This is a genomic window from Brucella haematophila, from assembly GCF_005938105.1.
Taxonomy (GTDB): Bacteria; Pseudomonadota; Alphaproteobacteria; order Rhizobiales; family Rhizobiaceae; genus Brucella; species Brucella haematophila.
Genome location: NZ_VCPE01000001.1, coordinates 463,446 through 481,412, shown reverse-complemented (window position 1 = coordinate 481,412; position 17,967 = coordinate 463,446). Strand labels below are relative to the sequence as shown.

Genomic DNA, 17,967 nt, shown 5'->3' with positions numbered 1-17,967 from the left:
TAATAGCCGCGCAGCACCACGCCAAGATGTTTGTTCACTTTTGTTCTCATTTTGTCAGCAATGACGCCGCCCATCTCTTTTCAGCAAGAAGGTGCTGACCTATCTTGGCTTTATGCGCTTCAACCAGCTCTTATGTTCGTCTCCGAAAGGTCTTTATTGTCCGCCCGGCGATTTTTATATCGATCCGGTGCGTCCGGTGGAGCGCGCGCTGATCACTCATGGTCACTCCGATCATGCCCGCGCAGGACACACCCATGTTCTGGCCACGCAGGAAACGCTCGACATCATGCGGCTTCGCTATGGCGAAGGCTTCGCCGAAACCGTGCAGCCGATGGCTCTGGGTGAAACGCTGACGATCAACGGCGTTCGCATCAGTTTCCATGGTGCTGGCCATGTGCTCGGCTCAGCCCAGATAGCCGTTGAAAAAGATGCAACCCGCATCGTTGCGTCGGGCGACTACAAACGCGCTGCGGACCCGACCTGCGCGCCATTCGAGCCTATCAAATGCGATGTCTTCATCACCGAAGCGACATTTGCACTGCCGGTATTTCGCCACCCCGATGCATCGCATGAAATCGCAAAGCTTTTGAAATCACTCTCACTATTTCCAGAGCGCGCGCATCTCGTCGGCGCTTACTCGCTCGGCAAGGCGCAGCGCGTGATCAAGCTCATTCGCAATGCTGGCTATAGCGATCCGATCTACATTCACGGCGCTTTGGAAACATTGTGCGACTATTACCAGATGCGCGGTATCGACCTTGGTCCGCTTGAACCCGCAACATTGGAGCGCGGTGAGAAACAGCCTGATTTTGCAGGCAAGATTATCGTCGGCCCGCCAACCGCCTTTTCCGATCGCTGGGCGCGGCGCTTTCCCGATCCTGTTCCGGCCTTTGCCTCCGGCTGGATGCGCATCCGCCAGCGCGCCAAGCAACAGGGCATCGAACTGCCGCTGATCATCTCCGATCATTGTGACTGGGACGAACTGACGGAGACGATTGCAGAGATCGCACCGGCAGAAGTCTGGGTCACGCATGGGCGGGAGGAGGCTCTGGTTCGCTGGTGCGAATTGCAGAACATCCCGGCAAAGCCATTGCATCTTATTGGCTATGAAGATGAGGGCGATTGATGCGTGCCTTCGCCGAACTTCTCGACCGTCTGGTTCTCACACCGCAGCGTAACGGCAAGCTGCGCCTGCTTGCCGATTATTTTCGCTCCACGCCAGACCCCAACCGTGGACTGGCGCTGGCCGCCATCACGCGCGATCTGGAACTGCAAAGCGTAAAACCCGCCATGCTGCGCGCCCTGATCGCCGAGCGGACGGACCCGACGCTTTTTGCCTATTCTTATGATTATGTCGGCGATCTGGCTGAAACCATTTCACTGATCTGGCCTGGCCCCAGCGAAACCTCGCCCGGCACCAATCTTTCGCTCGGCGTGGTGGTGCATGAATTGCAACATGCCTCGCGCCGCGAAGGCCCGTTGCTGGTTGCAGGCTGGCTAGACCTTCTCGGCATATCGGAACGCTACGCCCTGCTGAAGCTCGTAACCGGCGGCTTGCGCATCGGGGTTTCAGCACGCCTTGCCAAACAGGCGCTCGCCGATTTCGGTGGTGTGGATGTGACAGAAATCGAAGAACTCTGGCACGGACAGTCGCCGCCCTACACGGCTCTTTTCGCCTGGCTTGAGGGGCACACCCCAAAACCCGCAGCGACAGCAGATGCGCCCTTCCGCCCGGTCATGCTGGCCACTGCACTGGATGAAGCGGAGATACCCTCGCTCGATCCCACCGCATTCAGCGCGGAATGGAAATGGGACGGTATCCGCGTGCAAGCCGTCTCGGAAAACGGAACGCGCAAGCTCTACTCGCGCACCGGCGATGACATTTCCGGCGCTTTTCCGGATGTACTTGAGGCGATGGACTTTGAAGGCGCCATCGACGGCGAGCTGCTTGTCGGGCACCACGGTGAAACAGGCATCGAAACCGCCACCTTTTCGGACCTGCAACAGCGATTGAATCGCAAGACCGTCAGTGCCAAACAGTTGCGCGACTATCCGGCTTTCATCCGCGCCTATGATCTTCTGCAAGACGGCAATCAGCAATCCGGTGAGGATTTACGCGCCCTGCCCTTTGCCGAGCGCCGCAGGCGGCTTGAGGCCTTCGTCAGCCAACTCAATCCACGCCGGTTCGATCTATCGCCCGTGCTGCCTTTTACCGATTTCAGCGAACTGGCCGCCTTGCGCGTCAACCCTCCGCACCCGGTGATCGAAGGCGTGATGCTGAAACGGCATGATAGCGCCTATCTTCCCGGACGCCCCAAGGGGCCGTGGTTCAAGTGGAAGCGCGATCCTTTCACCGTTGATGCGGTGGTCGTCTATGCGCAACGTGGCCACGGCAAGCGGTCGAGCTATTATTCCGACTTCACTTTTGCAGTCTGGACGGGACCCGAGGACGAACCGGCCTTGGTGCCAGTCGGTAAGGCCTATTTTGGCTTCACTGACGAAGAGTTGAAACTGCTGGATAAATTTGTTCGCGAAAACACCATCGAGCGTTTCGGCCCCGTGCGTTCAGTCCGTGCAGAACCCAATCACGGGCTCGTCGTGGAAGTGGCCTTCGAAGGATTAAACCGGTCAACGCGCCATAAATCCGGTGTCGCGATGCGCTTCCCGCGCTTTTCCCGACTGCGTTGGGACAAGCCGCCCCGCGAAGCGGATCGGCTTGAAACACTGGAAAAACTGCTGAGCTGACTTTCCTAAAGCAGACGAGAAGAAAAGCTACCAGCCCGTTGTTTCTCCGTAATTATTGTGCGTTCGTCGACACGCGGATTTCGTAGATGTCAACCGGCTTACCCGATCCGCTCAGGTCGGAATTGATCGTGATGACACCCGCGCGACCGGCCTTCTTGCCACCTGCAAAATCCAGATCGAACAGAAAATCGTTGCGCGATTCACCCACATCATAACGTCGGCGTCCACAATCGCCGAAGCCTGCGAAATCGCAGCTGACGGACATTTGCGTTATCTTGCCGCCATCGGCCTTGGCGATGATATCGAACGTGGCCGTCTTGCCAGCGAGCTGGTCCAGAATGCCTTCGCCAACGTCAAATTTGACGGTATCGCCTTCACCCGAGGATTTCACGCGGGCAAAGCTGCTCGGACCATCACGCAGGATTTCTGCCGTGGCGCTGCCCTGCACCGACATGCGCGTCGCTTCAGACGGCTGGAAAATGGTAATCCACTTGGCGCCGCCCGGCTCTTCGCCATCCTTTAACGGTGCTCCGCCCCCATCGCTATGCAACGGGCTGCTGGACGGGCCACGGCTCAGATCAATGAAACTGCTATAGAGCGAATAGCCGATCATGACGGCGACAAACAACACGAGCGCCGGAATGCCATAGCTATAAAAGGGCGAATGGCGCTTCTTCTTGCCGCGCTTTTCCTTACGCGATACGCCGCCTTCATAGCCAAGATCGGCACTGCCGCCCTTTTTCTTCGATGCGCGGGACCGAATATCGCCGGTATCGAGCGCCGGAGCGCCGCCCACAGCCGCAGCACCACCGAGGACAGGGTCATCGCGATGCGGCGCATCCAGCGACGGCTCTCCCTGTTCTTCGCTTTGGCGCGGCGCAGAGAATTCCTGCTCGATGTCGGAGATGGCATCTTTCAGCTTCTGGCGGCGCTGTTCTTTTTGAGCATCGCTCAGTGCGGTATTGGCCGCAAGCGCGCGTTCATGGGCACCCCATGCGGATTCGTAGATACGCTGACGGGTCGCCGGGTTATAGGCATCCGCTTTGGCAAATGCGTTTCTGATGGCGCGTTCTATACTATCCAAAGGCCGCTCGTCCCCGTGTTCACGTTTCCCGCCTTATGCACATTCCCAAAGACCAAAACCGACTTTCAGGAAGCGGCTTTTCACAAGCCTCAGCGAATTTAACGTCTGAATCAAGGCATTTAGCCGTTCAATAACCGATTTGGCTACCTGATAAGACACGCCCTGCCGTCAAATATCGACTTTCAACGTTCTTTTCCCCGAACCTTTCGACGAATAGTCTCACCTTAGCAGATTGAATCTGATGCAGGAATCTCTCCCGAGAGACCAACCAGGGCTGCCTCGAAGAACAAAATATCGACCAGTTTCATAATCTTAGCGACGACTTCTGAACGCGCCATTCACCTGCATCCCTCGCAACATCAAAAGCCCCATGCCGGAATCACACTGTAAAATCATGTCTGTTCCAGCAGAATCATCGGCGGAGGCTTTGAAGAGTGACCTTATCCGTCCGTAGCCCTTTTATCCGAGCATTTGCCATGGGCCTGACAGACGCTTTCACTTGGTTCTTCGGGCGAATCTCTCCTAATCTTTCGTATTGCCGTTCTATGCAGGCGTGATACAGATATTACGTTTACGGAAACGTCAATTTTTGAGGAGAATGATATGGCCTTGCCGGATAGTTTGAAGAACAGATTGCGCATTCCTGTTGTCGGCGCGCCCCTTTTCATCATTTCACATCCGGCACTTGTGATGGCGCAATGTAAGGCTGGCGTTGTTGGTTCCTTTCCCGCCCTCAATGCGCGCCCGGAGGCGCAGCTCGATGAGTGGCTGGCCGAAATCACCGAGGGCCTCGCCGCACATGACAAGGCCAACCCAGACCGCCCGGCAGCACCTTTCGCGGTTAATCAGATCGTCCACCGCTCCAACAAGCGGCTGGAGCACGATCTCGGTCTCTGCGTCAAATACAAAGTGCCGATTGTCATTTCCTCACTTGGTGCAGTGCCCGAGGTGAATGCCGCGATCCATTCCTACGGCGGCATCGTGCTGCATGATGTCATCAACAATCGCCACGCCAATTCCGCCATTCGCAAAGGCGCAGACGGGCTTATCGCCGTTGCCGCGGGCGCTGGCGGCCATGCCGGGCCTCTATCGCCCTTCGCACTCGTGCAGGAAATCCGGGCATGGTTCGACGGGCCGCTGCTTTTGTCCGGCGCCATCGCGAATGGCCGATCCATTCTCGCGGCACAGGCCATGGGCGCAGACCTCGCCTATATCGGCTCGCCATTCATCGCGACGTCGGAAGCGCGCGCAGTTGATGCCTACAAACAGATGATCGTCGATTCGACCGCAGCCGACATCGTTTATTCGAACTATTTTACCGGCATCGCCGGTAATTACCTTAAGCCCTCCATCGCCCAGTCCGGCCTGGACCCGGACAATCTGCCGGAGGCCGATCCGTCGAAAATGGATTTTGATCAGGCACAGAAGGAAGGCGCGAAGGCCTGGAAGGATATCTGGGGCTGCGGACAGGGCATTGGCGCAATTCATGAAATCGCTCCGGCAGCAGCACTGATCGACCGTCTGGAGCGCGAATATAAGGAAGCGCGTAACCGGATCTGCGCAGGCGCATAAGCCATAGTGCCAGCGAGTTTCGAACAGGGCCTCTCCAATGGAAGGCCCTGTTTTCACAAGGTTGGAACAATCTGACGCTTTGTTCGATTTCGGTCTTGCTTTCCGTTCTGCTTTTGGTTATCAGCGCACCGTCCGGACGGAAACGAATGGAATCTCCTTCAGGAGTTGGAACGCAGGTTCCCGGGCCGCTTTAGCTCAGTTGGTAGAGCACATCATTCGTAATGATGGGGTCGCGTGTTCGAGTCACGCAAGCGGCACCAAAAAATCAATAGCTTAGCTGTTTTTCATTTTCGCTTTGTTGATGCTAGAAATCAAATAGCAATCACTTTTGATAAGCCCGATCTGTAGCGCGCAAAATCGCGTGGCAGCGCGCGCAAGATCGAGTGGCAACAGTTTTACGATGTCAAAGAACTGAGCGAAACGCTCCTTGAAGGTCAGTTCAACGCAGCTTCACTCATCATTGATCAGGAGCGCTTAGTTTCTTATATCGACCATCAAGAAACTCATCGGCATACTCTGCCCAGAGGCGGTTGTCCTTCCGATCCTGGTACACAACGATGGTTCCCCAACGAGCCGTGTCATCCTCCAAACGGATCGAAACGGGTATCTTCATAAACAGTGTAGAAGTGTTGCTCAGGTTCCGCAGCGAGTTAGCAATCAGGCTGTACGCGTCTCGCGTATCCGACCAACCCCAGAGGTATGCCTGATCGCCATCCTTGCATCGGCTCGCCATGTCCTCCGTCGCGATACGAACCACCAGATATTCAGTGCCTCGTCTTTCGTCCTGCCACACACTTTCGAGCACCGGCTCCATGTTTTTGCCCCTAGTTGGAGATGATCAGTTCTCGGACCGACTTTCCGGCCCCACCTGCTGCGGTATAAGTTAGCGCAACATCTTCGATCTTAAAGGCGGCGAAGGTGGTACGTATTTCAGGAACATCGTTGATCGAGAGAAGGAAACGACCTTTGATCTCCATCAGCATATCGGCAAGAACCTGAAACTGAGTACGGTCAAAAAGCTCTTTCCCGTAATATCCTTCTGATCCCCAGTAAGGCGGGTCTATATAAAAAAGCGTCTCTGGCCGGTCATAGCGCTCAATAAAGGCCTTCCAGTCCAGGTTCTCGATAACCACCCCGGCAAGCCGTTCGTGAACTTCCTGGAGCATCGGCGCAAGTGTCGTAAGGTTGAAGCGTGAACTGCGGCTGTAATCCACGCCAAAGGTCCGGCCAGCAACTTTCCCGCCGAACGTCAGGCGCTGGAGATAGAGAAAGCGTGCAGCCCGCTCCAGGTCAGTGAGCGTTTCGGGATCAGTAACGGTCAGGCGTTCGAAGTCCGCTCGGCTCGTGATCTGGAACCGGAGCGTATCCATGAGCTGCGGATAATGACGCTGGAGAATGCGAAAAAGGTTCGCCACGTCTTTCGAACGGTCATTAATGAACTCGGCGCGCGGTGCGCTAGTGCGCCTGAAGAATACTCCGCCCATGCCCACAAACGGCTCTGCATACAGCGAATGCGGCATGTTATCGATCTTCTGACAGATGCGCTTGGCGAGCTGACGCTTCCCACCGATATAGGCAGCAGGCGGCGAAACAGGATCGACGGCAACAAAATCGGCCTTCTGGCTCATGTACGTTCCTAAGAGAATCGGTCACAAACCAATTGCCCGTAAGGGCAAGGATGCGACGGTTATCTTGGATGGCTGTCGGGCGGGTCTTATCTTGGCTGATTGCCCCGCTGCCACGAATTGACGTGGCCGTCCCTAGCTCGGCTTTCGGCTGAGAAACTCCAGTTCGGTTCGCGTTAGGATTTCCCGATCGCGCAAGGTCAGATCGCCAACAAGCTTCTGGCCGGTCAGGTCGGGCCAATATTCGCCCGATCCAAGCTTCCAGAGGTGGCGCATGGGCAAGCTGTTCACGACATGGCTGTGCGGCGGGTAAACTTCGATCGCCACGGCTTCGGCACCAAAATACTCATTCTTCAGTTCCTGAAGCTCGTCCCATGTGATCGAACCGTCATGCTCAATCGATAACAGGCCGCGCAGCTCGTCCAGGAGCACTCCGACCACGGCCGTCATGCCTGCACCTGTTCCGAAGGCCATACGGTGGCATCAACGATAGCGCGGGCTGCGGCCTTGTCTGTAGTCGTGTCGATGTCACGCTTGGCAGCGAGCCGGATGGCTTCGATGGCCCCACCAATCTGTTGCCATTGCGCATAGGCAGCGAGAACCACATCTGCGACGCCGTTGATTGTAGGTGCGGTAATACCCACTTCGGACAACATCAGAGGATATTCGGTCGCATTCGGATCAGTCTCCGCCTTGAACGCCCGCGCCTCGGCAACCTTTTGTTGATAGGTCATCGCCTGGCCTGCGCCGGGTGTGATGTATTTCAGACGTTCAATTTCGGCCTTACTATCAATATCGCGCTTCAGATTGGCCTGAAGTTCCATGAGTGACAGATCAGGTGTATCAGCGAGAACCGGATAGCCTTTTTCATCTGGAACTATTTCAAGACCTGACGACTGGCCTTCAAATAGAGCCGCGTAATCCTCATCGGATACCGAAACGGCGTCGGCTGGAGCATTGAGAGCGGTATCTTTATAGAAGCCGCGTGTAGAGGCTGAATACTTCATTCGAGTAACCTTTAAGTCGGACCTATAACTATAAAATTGAACGCCGCATTCGCTGACATTTGCATGCCTGAGCCATTCCAGTTCACGCCAACGACCTGAATCGTGCTTGCTGTTTTGGTGCCGGTTCCGAGAAAAGTGGCATTGGTCGTTGACCAACTAGCTGCACCGGAATCAACAGCGGTGGCTGCAAGGGGAGCGCCGGAAAATGATTGTGTATATGTCACGACCTTTTTGCCGCCATCTCCAGCTACAAACTGGCCAATTCCCCACTGCATGGTCACTCCGCCCTGCAGGTCCATCGCGCCGTTTGAACCAAGATTCACTGCTGAGATCGGCAGGCTCATAAGCCGCCAATACGCGCCGTCATAGATCAGCTCAATCAGCCCGGGTTTAATGTCACCCGCGATAAGGCTGTTGGCGTTCTTGCGGAAAATCGACTTTGCGCCAAGCCCATTAAGATTGAGCGTCACCCCTGCAGCGGTGTTGGTTGTCGCCACTAACAGACGAACTGACATTCCCGCAACGAGCGCAGGAGGCGCTGGATTAAGCACGGCAGTCAAAGCATTTGCACTACCGCTTGCAACGCCATAAAGCCACGTGCCCGACTGCACATCCAAAGCAGTCTTTTCGACATATACGCCACCAACCCGCATCAAGCTGCGACCATCAGGCAGACCGACGCCGTGGCCGTCTTTCGTTGAGACCAGCCGCCAGAAAGAGCCAGTCCACTCAGCTAGCTTTTGTGACATTCCATCCCAAGCCCCAGTTGCGCCCGCTGGAACGATATAGGCATCGCCTACGGTGGCATCGTTCGGCGGATTAGCCATTGTCGAAGACAAGATTGGCAAAAACGGTAGGCGGTTGGAAAAACCCGGCGCTGCAATTGTCTGAAGCGCTTCCCAAAGCTGCTGCTGATTTTCCGAGTTGAGTTCGAACCCGGAATTCTCGATGACTGCACAGATTTCTTCCTGCATGTCATTGAGAATTTTATCTGTCACCTCGGTTCCGGCGATACCAGCGGCAGCATTTTGCGAACGAAAGCCACGCTTGCCGTCGCCGATATCAACCCAATTATTACCGTTGACGCGGTCCATGTCAGTTCTCCACGTATGAGAAGACGAGTTGTGTGTGCGCAGGCTTCAAGCGGCGAAGCTCGCATTCGATGTCGCTGATTTCGTAACCGCCCAGCGGCTGGCCCGCCTGATTGACGCCCACGCGGAAAACCCATTCTGAAATGAGCTGAAGCTTGACGCGCCATGTGAACTGCTCGCCTTCAGCGATCAGCGGCTGACCGGCATGAAGGACACCGGCATTCGACGGCCAGAATTCTTCGATCTCGATTGAGTGACCGAGACTTGCGGCCATCTGAACGAAGTAAGGAATGCTCGCGCCACCCTTGGCGATCCAGCGCTGATGCGCCCGGCGCTGGCGCTGCTCCAGCGTCTGATTGCCGAGATCACGGCCGCAAGGATCAGGACCAAGAACGCGCTCAAAGTCCGGCAACAGGGCAACGGCGGTGCGCGGATCGATTTCGTTCATGAGCTGCTCGGCGCTGGCTTCGCCTTCAACGAGCACCTTGGCGATGCTGTCCAGGACCGCGTCAAGAACGCCGCCGCGTCGGCCGAGAGCGAAGCCGCGTGGTAGTTTTCCGATCAGACTGGCGAGGATTGAGGACTGCGGCCGTGTCATAGCGGGTCCTCAAAAGTGATTTCGCCCGGAAGCGGATATTGGTCGCGGTTAAGCGTGAAGCGCGCCGATGGAGAAAGCAGGTCATGCGCATATTCACCGGACGCGGCCGAGATCGCTTCAGATATGCGCGACGGTTCAATGATGGCTCCGATGGGGCTTTCGTTCTGATCGTCGTTTTCGTCGCCGATCGTCGCAACGAAGGCTGCGAAAGCCTCTTCGACAGCAGCACGGGTGGCCACGGTGTCGGGACGAACCCGAACCGTGATCGGAAGCTCGCGCATCTCTGCCGGGACAATCACAACATAGGCCGTGACGGGTCGAACGCCGGTAGATGATCCAGGCGCGCCCAGATAGCTGAGCTGCTCGGCCATTTCCGATTCAGTCGGAGCGCGGGCAGATGTACCGTCTTTCATGGCGACGATAACACCAACCGAGCCACGCCCCACCCAATCGGTTTCCGGCTTGACTGCGCGCACGTCAAATTGCTCACGCAACCAGGTCGGATAATCAAAGCCTGCGCCGCCATGCGGACGCTGGCGAATGTGGGCGATGGTCGCCGCGCCAAGCTCCGCAGGCGTTTCTGCTTCAGCGCCACCAGCAAAGCCGCCATCGGCAACCGCGATGCGGTTGATTTCTGGAAACGCGGTAACTGTGCGCAAACGAATACCAGCTTCCAGATTGCCGATAGGACCAGCAACAGAAGCGATGATCGAAACCGAAACACCGCCGTTCGGGCCAATAACCGCAGTTTCCGTGGTTTTGAAGATCGTGCCATCGGAACCAGCAATTTCGAGATCGGCGGGAATTGGGGTTCCGGCCGCACCTTCAATATCGATCTTGCCCACTGCGAAGGTGGCCGGACGTGCCGAGACACCCCAAATGTTGGAATGCCGAGAAACGAACTCGTCTTCGGCGGTATCAACGAAATATTGTCGGCCCCACCACGCGATATGATCGTGAATCTCCCGCACTTCCAACGAGACGGCCCTCCCGATCATGGCGAGCATGCCACGCGCAGAACGCACGGCGCGGGATATTGCCAGCGGATCGACCAAAGGCCGCACGATGGAGATGCTGTATTCCAGAGCAGCTGCAATGCGCTCAGCGATGGTTTTCGCGGTTGGAACGGGCCACGGCATTATGCAGTCCTCCGACCGGAAATGGTTGTGTCATCGACCTGGACGCGCCATGCCAGCATCTGCGGAGCAATCCAGCTTGCCTCGATCTCGGCAGCGGTACCGAAGTCCCGGCGCACCCAATCGAGGCTTTCGCCAAGCCAGCTCAGATAAAGGAGGCGGGTGGTTTCGGTTTCCTTAGCGCGATCGAGGAGCCAGCAGCGCGAACCGATACGGTCACCGGACGGGTCGAGTGCATCTGCGGCAGCGCCCCGGCGCTCATCGATGCCAGCTTGTGTCAGGAATTGAGATCGGCCAAGTGGCAACGGATCGTCAGGATTGGCACGGCGGTCTAGACCGACCGAAAGCAAAACGGCTGTTACGGGCGTTTCATCAATAACAAGATCGCCATCTTCGCCGATTTCGAGATCAGCGCGGCGCGTTTCCGGGTCATAGATGAGTGCCACATCGTAAAACATGCCCGGTTTTATCGCGCGCGCGCGAAAACAATCATGCCCGCCGAAGCGGGCACGAAACAGATTATTTCTCAGCCACCGGGAGGAGGTCCGCTGAGACCGCCGCCTGGCACAACATTGGTATGTGTATGGGTTTTGTCGATTACGACGCCATCATGCGTGATTGTACCGCCCTCGATGGCAACGCCACCAGCTGAAATCGTGACGGTCACGCCGTCCACCTTGAAGACGATCGAAGCACCGGCCTGAATGGTGACTATCCCGTCGGCACCGACATGAATGCCATCGCCATGCTGATTATAAAGAGCAGTTTCGCCCGGCTTCAAGTTACCCATGCGCGACGAAGGATTGCTGATCGACACGATGGCAAGATCGTCCTCGTTGCCGCCAACGGCGATGGCCAAGCCAACGGCACCATCTTCAGGCACGGAGCTGGCGACACCATAAGGCTGCTGGATTTCGACCTTATCGCGCCAGATGCCCGGTGCGATCTCGACGGAGGCCGTTTGCGTCTCGCCATCGTCCACGATGTTCTTCAGGACAACGCGGCGCACCATGCCCCGCACCTTATCGGCAGTATCTTTATCCATGGCGAGACCTCACAATGCGCTAGCCGTGCCGTCCAGTGGCCCGCTCGACTTGCCCGATTTGCTCTTCTTGACCGACTTCTTGCGGCTTTTAAGGTTCTTTCGCCGGCCCTTTACAGGCTTGTTATCGAAGGCTTCAGGCGACGTTACAGCGATCTCCGTTTCGCATCCGTTGTCATCCATCAGGAACGTGACGCGGGATATAAGCATGTCGCGGAACACGTCCTGGAAGCTGTCCTCAATCGGCACGATCTCATTGACGCGCCAAAGACGGCCGTTGGCGCTGAAGCCTTTAACCCGATAGGCAATCTCTTCGCTTTCGCCGCGCCTGGTGCGCATCCGCCAGTCGGCTTCCTCGCCACACGCTTTGTCGTCGGCCTTGGAGCGCGCGAGGTGAACGATCGGGCGATAGCGGTTGATTTCATCATCCACGGCTTCGCCAGCTGCGACCACACCCCGCCGTTCGCGTTCGGTGGCCGAACCATCCGTTGCTTGCCGATCATCCGGACTGACCGGCGCGTCACCCGCCGTCAATGCAGCGGCTCGACCATCGCGGGCGGTCGCGGCCTTTTCAGATTGTCCGCGCACGATCACCTTCGAATGCCGGTCCTTGTGGGAATATTGCCCACTGGATGCCTTGACGTTGCCCGGAAGCGTCAGCGAAGCCGGAGCGCGGTGTGCGCCGGTGCGGGTTAAAACGATGCCTCCCACGCCATCCGACATCACCAGAGCATGACGTTGGCGCGCGCCTTTTTCGATTGCGCTGATGCCAGTTTCGGAAAGGTCGATGCCATAACGCGGGAAAGCATCACCGGTGTCGATCTCGGATCGAACGGACAGGCCGAATGGTTCGGCAATCCGCTTCACGGCGTCTTCCAGCTTGATGTTGTTGAATTCGGATGGACCATTCGGCGCGGCCGTGCTGTCCACCAGATCGCCCGCCTTGTCCTTGCCCGTGATGGTGACGGCCGCATGTTCGCCATCGATGTCGGGCGCAACCGTCTCAATGTTGCCTTTTAGCACGAGCTGTTCTTCGACGTAGACTTCTGCCGCCATACCAGGGCGGAGATAGAAGACGGCATTGGAAGGCGAAGCGAACTCGAAGCTGGCAAGCGACCGGTTATAATCCCGCAGCTCGAAGCTGAAAGCACCGCTCAAGTCCTTCAGATCGCGGGTGGCGCTGGCGCTCGTCCACTGGTCAAAAATCTGCCCGTCCACTTTCAGATAGATCGCACGGGACATTATTCCGTCACCTCAATGCGTCCGGCCGGGATCAATGCGGGATGGCGTGGCCGGTTGCGCTCGATAATCGATTGATAGCCATCCTCGATCGATGTTGGATCATCGCCATAAAGATGGTTGGCGAGTTGGAAGGCATCGGTGGCGCGTTCGGTATCGATGACACGCGTAACAGGCAGTCGGCCAATCGCCTCATTGATGTCGGCGATCAGGCAAAGCCGAACGTCACGAACACCGCGAATGGTGGCGCTTACTTCCGCTGCGAAATCGGAATCGGACAGGCTGGAAAGCAGGTCCATATATATAATGAGTTGGCCGATCAGCTGATCGCGTAATGCCGTGGCTTCCGACCGGGAGCCGAATTCGACATAAGCGGCAAGCTGTGCGGCTTTCGCCAAGGCATCGCCCGCAACGCCCGTCAGGAGAACCGTGTCCGGACGCGACGGCGTATCGCCTGCAAGGCTGACAAATTCACTGCCGGCAGAAGCGCAAATATTGAGCGCCTGGCTAGCGGTCAGTCCGGTCGATGAGCTAACGGCCTCGGCGGCAGGCGCGACGGCTGGAGTGCCCGCCAGATCAGGAACCATATTGACGATCGTGTCAGTGACGGTGCTTGCCGCACGGCTGAGACTTTCCGGTGTGGCAGGCAAGGTCTGCGGCAAAGCAGCTGCAATAATGCTCGATGCCTGACCTGCGCTTGACTGCCAATAGGAAACGATCTGGCGCGAGGTCCGCTGCGTGGCGTCGGTACGAAGACGCGAGAGTGTTCGCTTGGATGGTGACGCGGTCAGCGAAAGCGCCAGCGATACGAGCGACAACGCGGCACTAATCAGGGACGAGGCGGTGGAAAACGACCCGAGAAGGCTCGCACCATTATAGCGTTTGAAGGTGGCGTTGAAGCGAACCACGCGCAGCTCGAAGGCCGAGAACGAAATCTCAGCCGGTTCTTCCATGATGACCTGCATCGGCCCGAACCACGGATGAATGAGCGTTCCGGGTCCGGCTGTCTCGAAAGCGGCCTTCAGCGCCTGCGCTTCAGCGATATAGCTATCACTGACGATCAGGCCCTCGATCTGGACGGTCTGCGGCGCGAGGCCGAGATCATCATAGGCGGCAACATCGATGCCGGGAAACAGATGCTCGGCCACGCGGCGACCGACCTGTGTCGAGGTATCCGGCACGAAGAAGGAAATGCCCCGGTAGGAGGCCGGGAGAAGCCCCGGCAGCATGTCGCTCACGCTATCGAAAATCATGCTAGCCCCACTGATCGGCCGCGATCTGTCGTGATCGGCACCCGCTTGTTATCCGATGAACCGCCGACAACCTTGCCCGGACCATCCACCTTGATACGGATATCGCCGCCGACATTGACCGACTGTTGCGATGAGGGAATCGCAGCCATGCGCGTCGGCGTCTCAAGGCTTGCCCGCTTTTCCGGTTCGTTCGAATTGGCAGACGGTGGACGTTTCAGCTCTGGCATTGGCGGAACCACGAGGTTGCCATTCAACGCACCGCGAGCATCTTTGCCCGTAATCTGACCGTTGAAGTTCTGCACATCGTTCGGCACGCCAAGGATTGCAGCCTTTACGGCCTGAACAGCTCCAACGATGCTGTCCAGCCAGCCCTTGATCTTGTTGTAGACAGGTTCGAAGCCAGCCGCGAGCGCGTCCCAGGCAAGCACGGGCAGTTCAATCGGCATCTTCAAAAATCCCCAAAGCTTTTCGACGCCGGAAGCGAGCGCCCCGACAAGTTGGCCAGCCTTCTCTGGAAACCATTTTGCCCAGTCTGGCATCGCACTAGTTCCAGCTGCCCACTCGGCGAGTTCCGCGAGACCTTTGGTGAGCGCAGAGATTCCCTGCCAGATTTTCTCAAGCCCCGTGAATTTGATAAGCTCCAGCTTGCCGATCCATTCACCCATGGTCTGTGCAAATCCGCCAAGTTTGCCGGTATCGAAACCGACCAACTGAAGCAGATTGCTCGCCAGCGTTCCCAATGCGCTTCCGAGTTGCTTGAGGTTGTTCCAGGTGTCGCCCATGTGGCCGAAGGTCCGCTTCAGGCTTTCACCGATCGGCGCCAGCGACGGCTCGATGCCTTTGCCAATATCTTTCAGCGCGGTCCAGGCGGTTTGAAGGCCATTGAAGACGCCTTCAAGCACCTTCAAACTGCCGACCTTCAGGCTATCGAAATTGATGTTGGAGAAAATCGACTTGGCACCGTTGGAAATCCGCGACCACGCGCGCGGTGCTGCATCAGCAATCCAGTCCCAGGCACGAACAGCACCATCCGACACGCGCGACCAGATGCGGGAAAGATAAGGCTGTGCCTGTCCCCACAAGCGCTTGGTGCCTTCCCATGCCTTCGACGCCCGATCCTTCAGGCCGTCCCAGAACTTCATGAGAGTGGGCTTCACCTTGTCCCAATTCTTGGCAATCAGCACACCGGCACCAGCCAGAAGGCCAATGGCAACACCAAGCGGTGACAGGATCACGCCGATCAACGCACCGATGGCTCCAAGTCCAGCGCCAACAATTGGAAGCGCAAGGCCGAGCGCACCAAGTGCGGTCACGAAAAGAACCACGCCGCCTGCGCCCGTTAGAAGGGTTTTGACCCAACCGCCTGTCGCCTGGTCGAACTCGCGCAGAGCACGTATGCCGGACATGAGCAATGGATTGATGGTCGGAAGCCACGACGCAAAAGCGGAACCAACCTCGCGAACGGATTGCGTGCCGATCTCGCGGAAGATTGCGAGTTGGCGATTATCGCCTGCCATCTGGGTTTCGAAGTCGGCATCGATTGCCGCGCCAGTAGCTGCCGCGACAGACTTCTTGATGTCTTTGTATTCATCGACGTTGGCGAGGAACGGAATCAGGAAGTCTAGGACTTGCTGATCTCCAAAGAGCTTGCCGACCTTTCCGGCTGCACCGATTGCTTCAAGCTGCTGGCGAACAGCAGCGACTGCGTCAGCACCCTTGAGGCCGTTCTTTTCTGCGGCCTTCATGTATTTGGCGATGTCGTTTTCGCCGATGCCAGTTAGCTTGCCGACCTTCTGAAGCATGGCTTCCAGCGGGTTGATGCCCTTCGAAGCAGCATCCTGCATGACGGCCTGAATATCGACGCCCATCTTCGCAAAATTCTTTTGCGTCATGGGAGCGAGCGCTTTGGACAGAAAATTGTTAAAGTTGTTGGCCGCAACCGATGGATCGCTGGCACCTTTCATCGCGATCTGAAGCGACGAGGCGAGGAAGTTTACGGCCTCGCGCCCCTTGACACCAAACTTCGCAGCCTGAGACGTCAGCTGCGGGAAATACTTCGCCATGTCCTTCAACTCGAAAGACCCGGCTTTACCGGCCATAACGAGTGCGCCCAGGCTATCCTTGATCTGGTCGGCTGGAACCTTCAGGTTGTTGAGAAGAGACGTGGTGACACCTGCCATGTCCGAAAATTCGGCATTGGCGGCTGTTGCGGCCCGACCGATATCGCCAAGCGTTGCATCGATCAGACTGCGATCGACACCGGCCGCAATCATCTGACCTGCACCGGCGGCAACCGTTTCCGACATCTGACCAACCGCAAGCGCGAGCTCCTCATACTGGACCTTTGCCTTTGCCGCGAAGTCGAATGCGGCCTTGCCTGACAATTCCGCCGTGCCTGCAATATCGAGCAGTTGCTGTTGAAATGCCGCCGCTTCCTGAACCGGTCCCATGAAAGAGATAGCAGCGATCGCCGTACCGAGAACCCCGATACGGCGCGCAAAGCCAGTCAATTTCTGAAGGTTGCCCGTGAGACGACGCATCGGGCTGGAAAGCTGGTCGCGCAGTCTGACCAGAACGTCGAGAGCCATAGTTTTTGATGCCATGATCAACTGTCCGCTTGGTTAGACTTGCGAAATGCCATGATGCAGTTCCACCAGAAGATGGCGGTTGCCGCGTCCATCATTTCGATTTCAGCGGCAGTGAACCCGGAGCACTCGGCGAGACCGCCGAGAACTACTTGCCAGTCTTCCGGCCACTGTTCAAAAAAGATGAAAGCACCTGGGCGGCCGCGTTGATGTCGGCTGCATCGAGCTTGTCGAACAGCTTGTTCATGATCGCTTCGCGCATCCGCGTCGAGCGAGCGAAGGCGACAACGTTCAGCATCGCATCAGATGCCGAGGCGATGGCTCGCTGATCGGCACCATTCAGACGATGGAACGTGAGCGTGGTATAGCTTTCAGTGCGAGTGCTATCCGTGCCCTTGATCGTCAGAGACTGCGGATAGAGAAGCGTCAGCGTAACGCTGCCATCAAGGTTCTGGACAGCATTTTCAGGCAGACCGCTATTCGCATCGACACCTTCAACGACATCAGCATCCGATCCCGGAAGCGTGACCGGAGCGTTTTCGTCCACTGCGGTATCCCTGACGGTGTCGTTTTCATCGGTAAGGTCGAGATCAACAATATTCTTAGCCATTAAACCACCTCTTCAGCGGCGCTGCCCGCCCATTTCAGTTCGATCTTGCCGCCTTCGCCGCCCGTGATCTCCGGGATATCGTCAACGAGGAAAGCGTCTGCGATGACGAAGGTCTGGCCAGTGTCACAGACAACCTGCAATTCGCCTTCGCCAGCATCCCAGAGATTGCCCCATCGCTGATCCTTTTCGAGGTTGGTGGTCGCGGTGACTTCCGATCCCTGGACCTCCTGCGCGCGGGCGGTCTTACGACCATAGGTGACGGCATTGTTCTTGATGCCGCCTGGGCGGATTTTCGCGCCCTTTTCGACGGGGATGTTTTGTCCCCGCCAGATGATGTCCACAATGCCAAGTACCTGTGCCATGTGATCCTATCCTTGCTC

At 57.2% G+C, this 17,967-nt stretch carries 18 protein-coding genes and 1 tRNA gene; 4 read left to right on the top strand and 15 right to left on the bottom strand.

Features of this window, described 5'->3' with window-relative positions; all coding sequences use genetic code 11:
* Positions 1–112 precede the first annotated feature (112 nt).
* Both FGI60_RS02265 and FGI60_RS02260 read left to right on the top strand, forming a co-directional pair.
* The gene (locus FGI60_RS02265; protein WP_138783858.1) at positions 113–1,126 is read left to right on the top strand and encodes a ligase-associated DNA damage response exonuclease; all 1,014 of its coding nucleotides are present in this window, start codon (positions 113–115) and stop codon (positions 1,124–1,126) included.
* Positions 1,126–2,745 (top strand): cisplatin damage response ATP-dependent DNA ligase, encoded by a 1,620-nt coding sequence (locus FGI60_RS02260; RefSeq protein WP_138783740.1) that lies wholly within the window; start codon positions 1,126–1,128, stop codon positions 2,743–2,745. Before FGI60_RS02265 ends, FGI60_RS02260 begins: the two co-directional genes overlap by 1 nt.
* Positions 2,746–2,797: 52 nt before the next feature.
* Here FGI60_RS02260 and FGI60_RS02255 read toward each other — a convergent pair whose 3' ends face one another.
* Complete coding sequence (locus tag FGI60_RS02255; RefSeq protein WP_138783739.1) at positions 2,798–3,829, bottom strand: hypothetical protein; 1,032 nt, start codon at positions 3,827–3,829, stop codon at positions 2,798–2,800.
* A 603-nt stretch (positions 3,830–4,432) separates the two neighbouring features.
* Here FGI60_RS02255 and FGI60_RS02250 point away from each other — a divergent pair.
* Both FGI60_RS02250 and FGI60_RS02245 read left to right on the top strand, forming a co-directional pair.
* Complete coding sequence (locus FGI60_RS02250) at positions 4,433–5,401, top strand: NAD(P)H-dependent flavin oxidoreductase (RefSeq protein ID WP_138783738.1); 969 nt, start codon at positions 4,433–4,435, stop codon at positions 5,399–5,401.
* A gap of 184 nt (positions 5,402–5,585) precedes the next feature.
* Positions 5,586–5,661 (top strand) — tRNA-Thr (locus FGI60_RS02245).
* 197 nt (positions 5,662–5,858) lie between these two features.
* On the opposite strand, the gene FGI60_RS02240 is transcribed toward FGI60_RS02245, so the two are convergent.
* From FGI60_RS02240 to FGI60_RS02175, 14 genes are all read right to left on the bottom strand, one after another.
* Positions 5,859–6,215 carry a hypothetical protein gene (locus tag FGI60_RS02240; protein WP_138783737.1) on the bottom strand — a complete coding sequence of 119 codons (357 nt, stop codon included), beginning with the start codon at positions 6,213–6,215 and terminating at the stop codon, positions 5,859–5,861.
* A gap of 10 nt (positions 6,216–6,225) precedes the next feature.
* A complete protein-coding gene (locus FGI60_RS02235) occupies positions 6,226–7,029 on the bottom strand; it encodes a DNA adenine methylase (RefSeq protein ID WP_138783736.1) in 804 nt (267 codons plus the stop codon).
* A 132-nt stretch (positions 7,030–7,161) separates the two neighbouring features.
* The gene (locus FGI60_RS02230) at positions 7,162–7,476 is read right to left on the bottom strand and encodes a DUF7694 domain-containing protein (RefSeq protein WP_138783735.1); all 315 of its coding nucleotides are present in this window, start codon (positions 7,474–7,476) and stop codon (positions 7,162–7,164) included.
* The gene (locus tag FGI60_RS02225; RefSeq protein ID WP_138783734.1) at positions 7,473–8,033 is read right to left on the bottom strand and encodes a hypothetical protein; all 561 of its coding nucleotides are present in this window, start codon (positions 8,031–8,033) and stop codon (positions 7,473–7,475) included. Before FGI60_RS02225 ends, FGI60_RS02230 begins: the two co-directional genes overlap by 4 nt.
* Before the next feature lie 11 nt (positions 8,034–8,044).
* The gene (locus FGI60_RS02220) at positions 8,045–9,127 is read right to left on the bottom strand and encodes a DUF2793 domain-containing protein (RefSeq protein ID WP_138783733.1); all 1,083 of its coding nucleotides are present in this window, start codon (positions 9,125–9,127) and stop codon (positions 8,045–8,047) included.
* Position 9,128: 1 nt separating this feature from the next.
* Positions 9,129–9,722, bottom strand: a complete 594-nt coding sequence (locus tag FGI60_RS02215; RefSeq protein ID WP_138783732.1) for a YmfQ family protein — start codon at positions 9,720–9,722, stop codon at positions 9,129–9,131.
* Positions 9,719–10,861: a baseplate J/gp47 family protein gene (locus FGI60_RS02210; protein WP_138783731.1), complete on the bottom strand. Its 1,143-nt coding sequence runs from the start codon at positions 10,859–10,861 to the stop codon at positions 9,719–9,721. Before FGI60_RS02210 ends, FGI60_RS02215 begins: the two co-directional genes overlap by 4 nt.
* Positions 10,861–11,316: a phage GP46 family protein gene (locus tag FGI60_RS02205; protein WP_138783730.1), complete on the bottom strand. Its 456-nt coding sequence runs from the start codon at positions 11,314–11,316 to the stop codon at positions 10,861–10,863. The genes FGI60_RS02210 and FGI60_RS02205 overlap by 1 nt, the downstream gene beginning before the upstream one ends.
* A gap of 68 nt (positions 11,317–11,384) precedes the next feature.
* Complete coding sequence (locus tag FGI60_RS02200; RefSeq protein WP_138783729.1) at positions 11,385–11,903, bottom strand: phage baseplate assembly protein domain-containing protein; 519 nt, start codon at positions 11,901–11,903, stop codon at positions 11,385–11,387.
* Between the two features lie 9 nt (positions 11,904–11,912).
* Positions 11,913–13,142, bottom strand: coding sequence for a phage baseplate assembly protein (locus FGI60_RS02195; protein ID WP_138783728.1), 1,230 nt, complete (start codon positions 13,140–13,142; stop codon positions 11,913–11,915).
* A complete protein-coding gene (locus FGI60_RS02190) occupies positions 13,142–14,392 on the bottom strand; it encodes a DNA circularization N-terminal domain-containing protein (RefSeq protein WP_138783727.1) in 1,251 nt (416 codons plus the stop codon). Before FGI60_RS02190 ends, FGI60_RS02195 begins: the two co-directional genes overlap by 1 nt.
* Complete coding sequence (locus FGI60_RS02185) at positions 14,389–16,995, bottom strand: phage tail tape measure protein (protein WP_138783726.1); 2,607 nt, start codon at positions 16,993–16,995, stop codon at positions 14,389–14,391. The genes FGI60_RS02190 and FGI60_RS02185 overlap by 4 nt, the downstream gene beginning before the upstream one ends.
* A 130-nt stretch (positions 16,996–17,125) precedes the next feature.
* Positions 17,126–17,587, bottom strand: coding sequence for a phage tail assembly protein (locus FGI60_RS02180; protein WP_138783725.1), 462 nt, complete (start codon positions 17,585–17,587; stop codon positions 17,126–17,128).
* Positions 17,587–17,949, bottom strand: coding sequence for a phage tail tube protein (locus FGI60_RS02175; protein WP_138783724.1), 363 nt, complete (start codon positions 17,947–17,949; stop codon positions 17,587–17,589). The genes FGI60_RS02180 and FGI60_RS02175 overlap by 1 nt, the downstream gene beginning before the upstream one ends.
* Positions 17,950–17,967 lie beyond the last annotated feature (18 nt).

What these genes read in the sequence shown, in the direction of transcription:
- FGI60_RS02175 (WP_138783724.1), bottom strand. Translation starts at nt 17,949, where the DNA reads ATGGCACAGGTACTTGGCATTGTGGACATCATCTGGCGGGGACAAAAC.
- FGI60_RS02235 (WP_138783736.1), bottom strand. Translation starts at nt 7,029, where the DNA reads ATGAGCCAGAAGGCCGATTTTGTTGCCGTCGATCCTGTTTCGCCGCCT.
- FGI60_RS02205 (WP_138783730.1), bottom strand. Translation starts at nt 11,316, where the DNA reads ATGTTTTACGATGTGGCACTCATCTATGACCCGGAAACGCGCCGCGCT.
- FGI60_RS02185 (WP_138783726.1), bottom strand. Translation starts at nt 16,995, where the DNA reads ATGGCATCAAAAACTATGGCTCTCGACGTTCTGGTCAGACTGCGCGAC.
- FGI60_RS02250 (WP_138783738.1), top strand. Translation starts at nt 4,433, where the DNA reads ATGGCCTTGCCGGATAGTTTGAAGAACAGATTGCGCATTCCTGTTGTC.
- FGI60_RS02215 (WP_138783732.1), bottom strand. Translation starts at nt 9,722, where the DNA reads ATGACACGGCCGCAGTCCTCAATCCTCGCCAGTCTGATCGGAAAACTA.
- FGI60_RS02200 (WP_138783729.1), bottom strand. Translation starts at nt 11,903, where the DNA reads ATGGATAAAGATACTGCCGATAAGGTGCGGGGCATGGTGCGCCGCGTT.
- FGI60_RS02240 (WP_138783737.1), bottom strand. Translation starts at nt 6,215, where the DNA reads ATGGAGCCGGTGCTCGAAAGTGTGTGGCAGGACGAAAGACGAGGCACT.
- FGI60_RS02225 (WP_138783734.1), bottom strand. Translation starts at nt 8,033, where the DNA reads ATGAAGTATTCAGCCTCTACACGCGGCTTCTATAAAGATACCGCTCTC.
- FGI60_RS02190 (WP_138783727.1), bottom strand. Translation starts at nt 14,392, where the DNA reads ATGATTTTCGATAGCGTGAGCGACATGCTGCCGGGGCTTCTCCCGGCC.
- FGI60_RS02265 (WP_138783858.1), top strand. Translation starts at nt 113, where the DNA reads ATGCGCTTCAACCAGCTCTTATGTTCGTCTCCGAAAGGTCTTTATTGT.
- FGI60_RS02230 (WP_138783735.1), bottom strand. Translation starts at nt 7,476, where the DNA reads ATGACGGCCGTGGTCGGAGTGCTCCTGGACGAGCTGCGCGGCCTGTTA.
- FGI60_RS02180 (WP_138783725.1), bottom strand. Translation starts at nt 17,587, where the DNA reads ATGGCTAAGAATATTGTTGATCTCGACCTTACCGATGAAAACGACACC.
- FGI60_RS02210 (WP_138783731.1), bottom strand. Translation starts at nt 10,861, where the DNA reads ATGCCGTGGCCCGTTCCAACCGCGAAAACCATCGCTGAGCGCATTGCA.
- FGI60_RS02195 (WP_138783728.1), bottom strand. Translation starts at nt 13,142, where the DNA reads ATGTCCCGTGCGATCTATCTGAAAGTGGACGGGCAGATTTTTGACCAG.
- FGI60_RS02220 (WP_138783733.1), bottom strand. Translation starts at nt 9,127, where the DNA reads ATGGACCGCGTCAACGGTAATAATTGGGTTGATATCGGCGACGGCAAG.
- FGI60_RS02260 (WP_138783740.1), top strand. Translation starts at nt 1,126, where the DNA reads ATGCGTGCCTTCGCCGAACTTCTCGACCGTCTGGTTCTCACACCGCAG.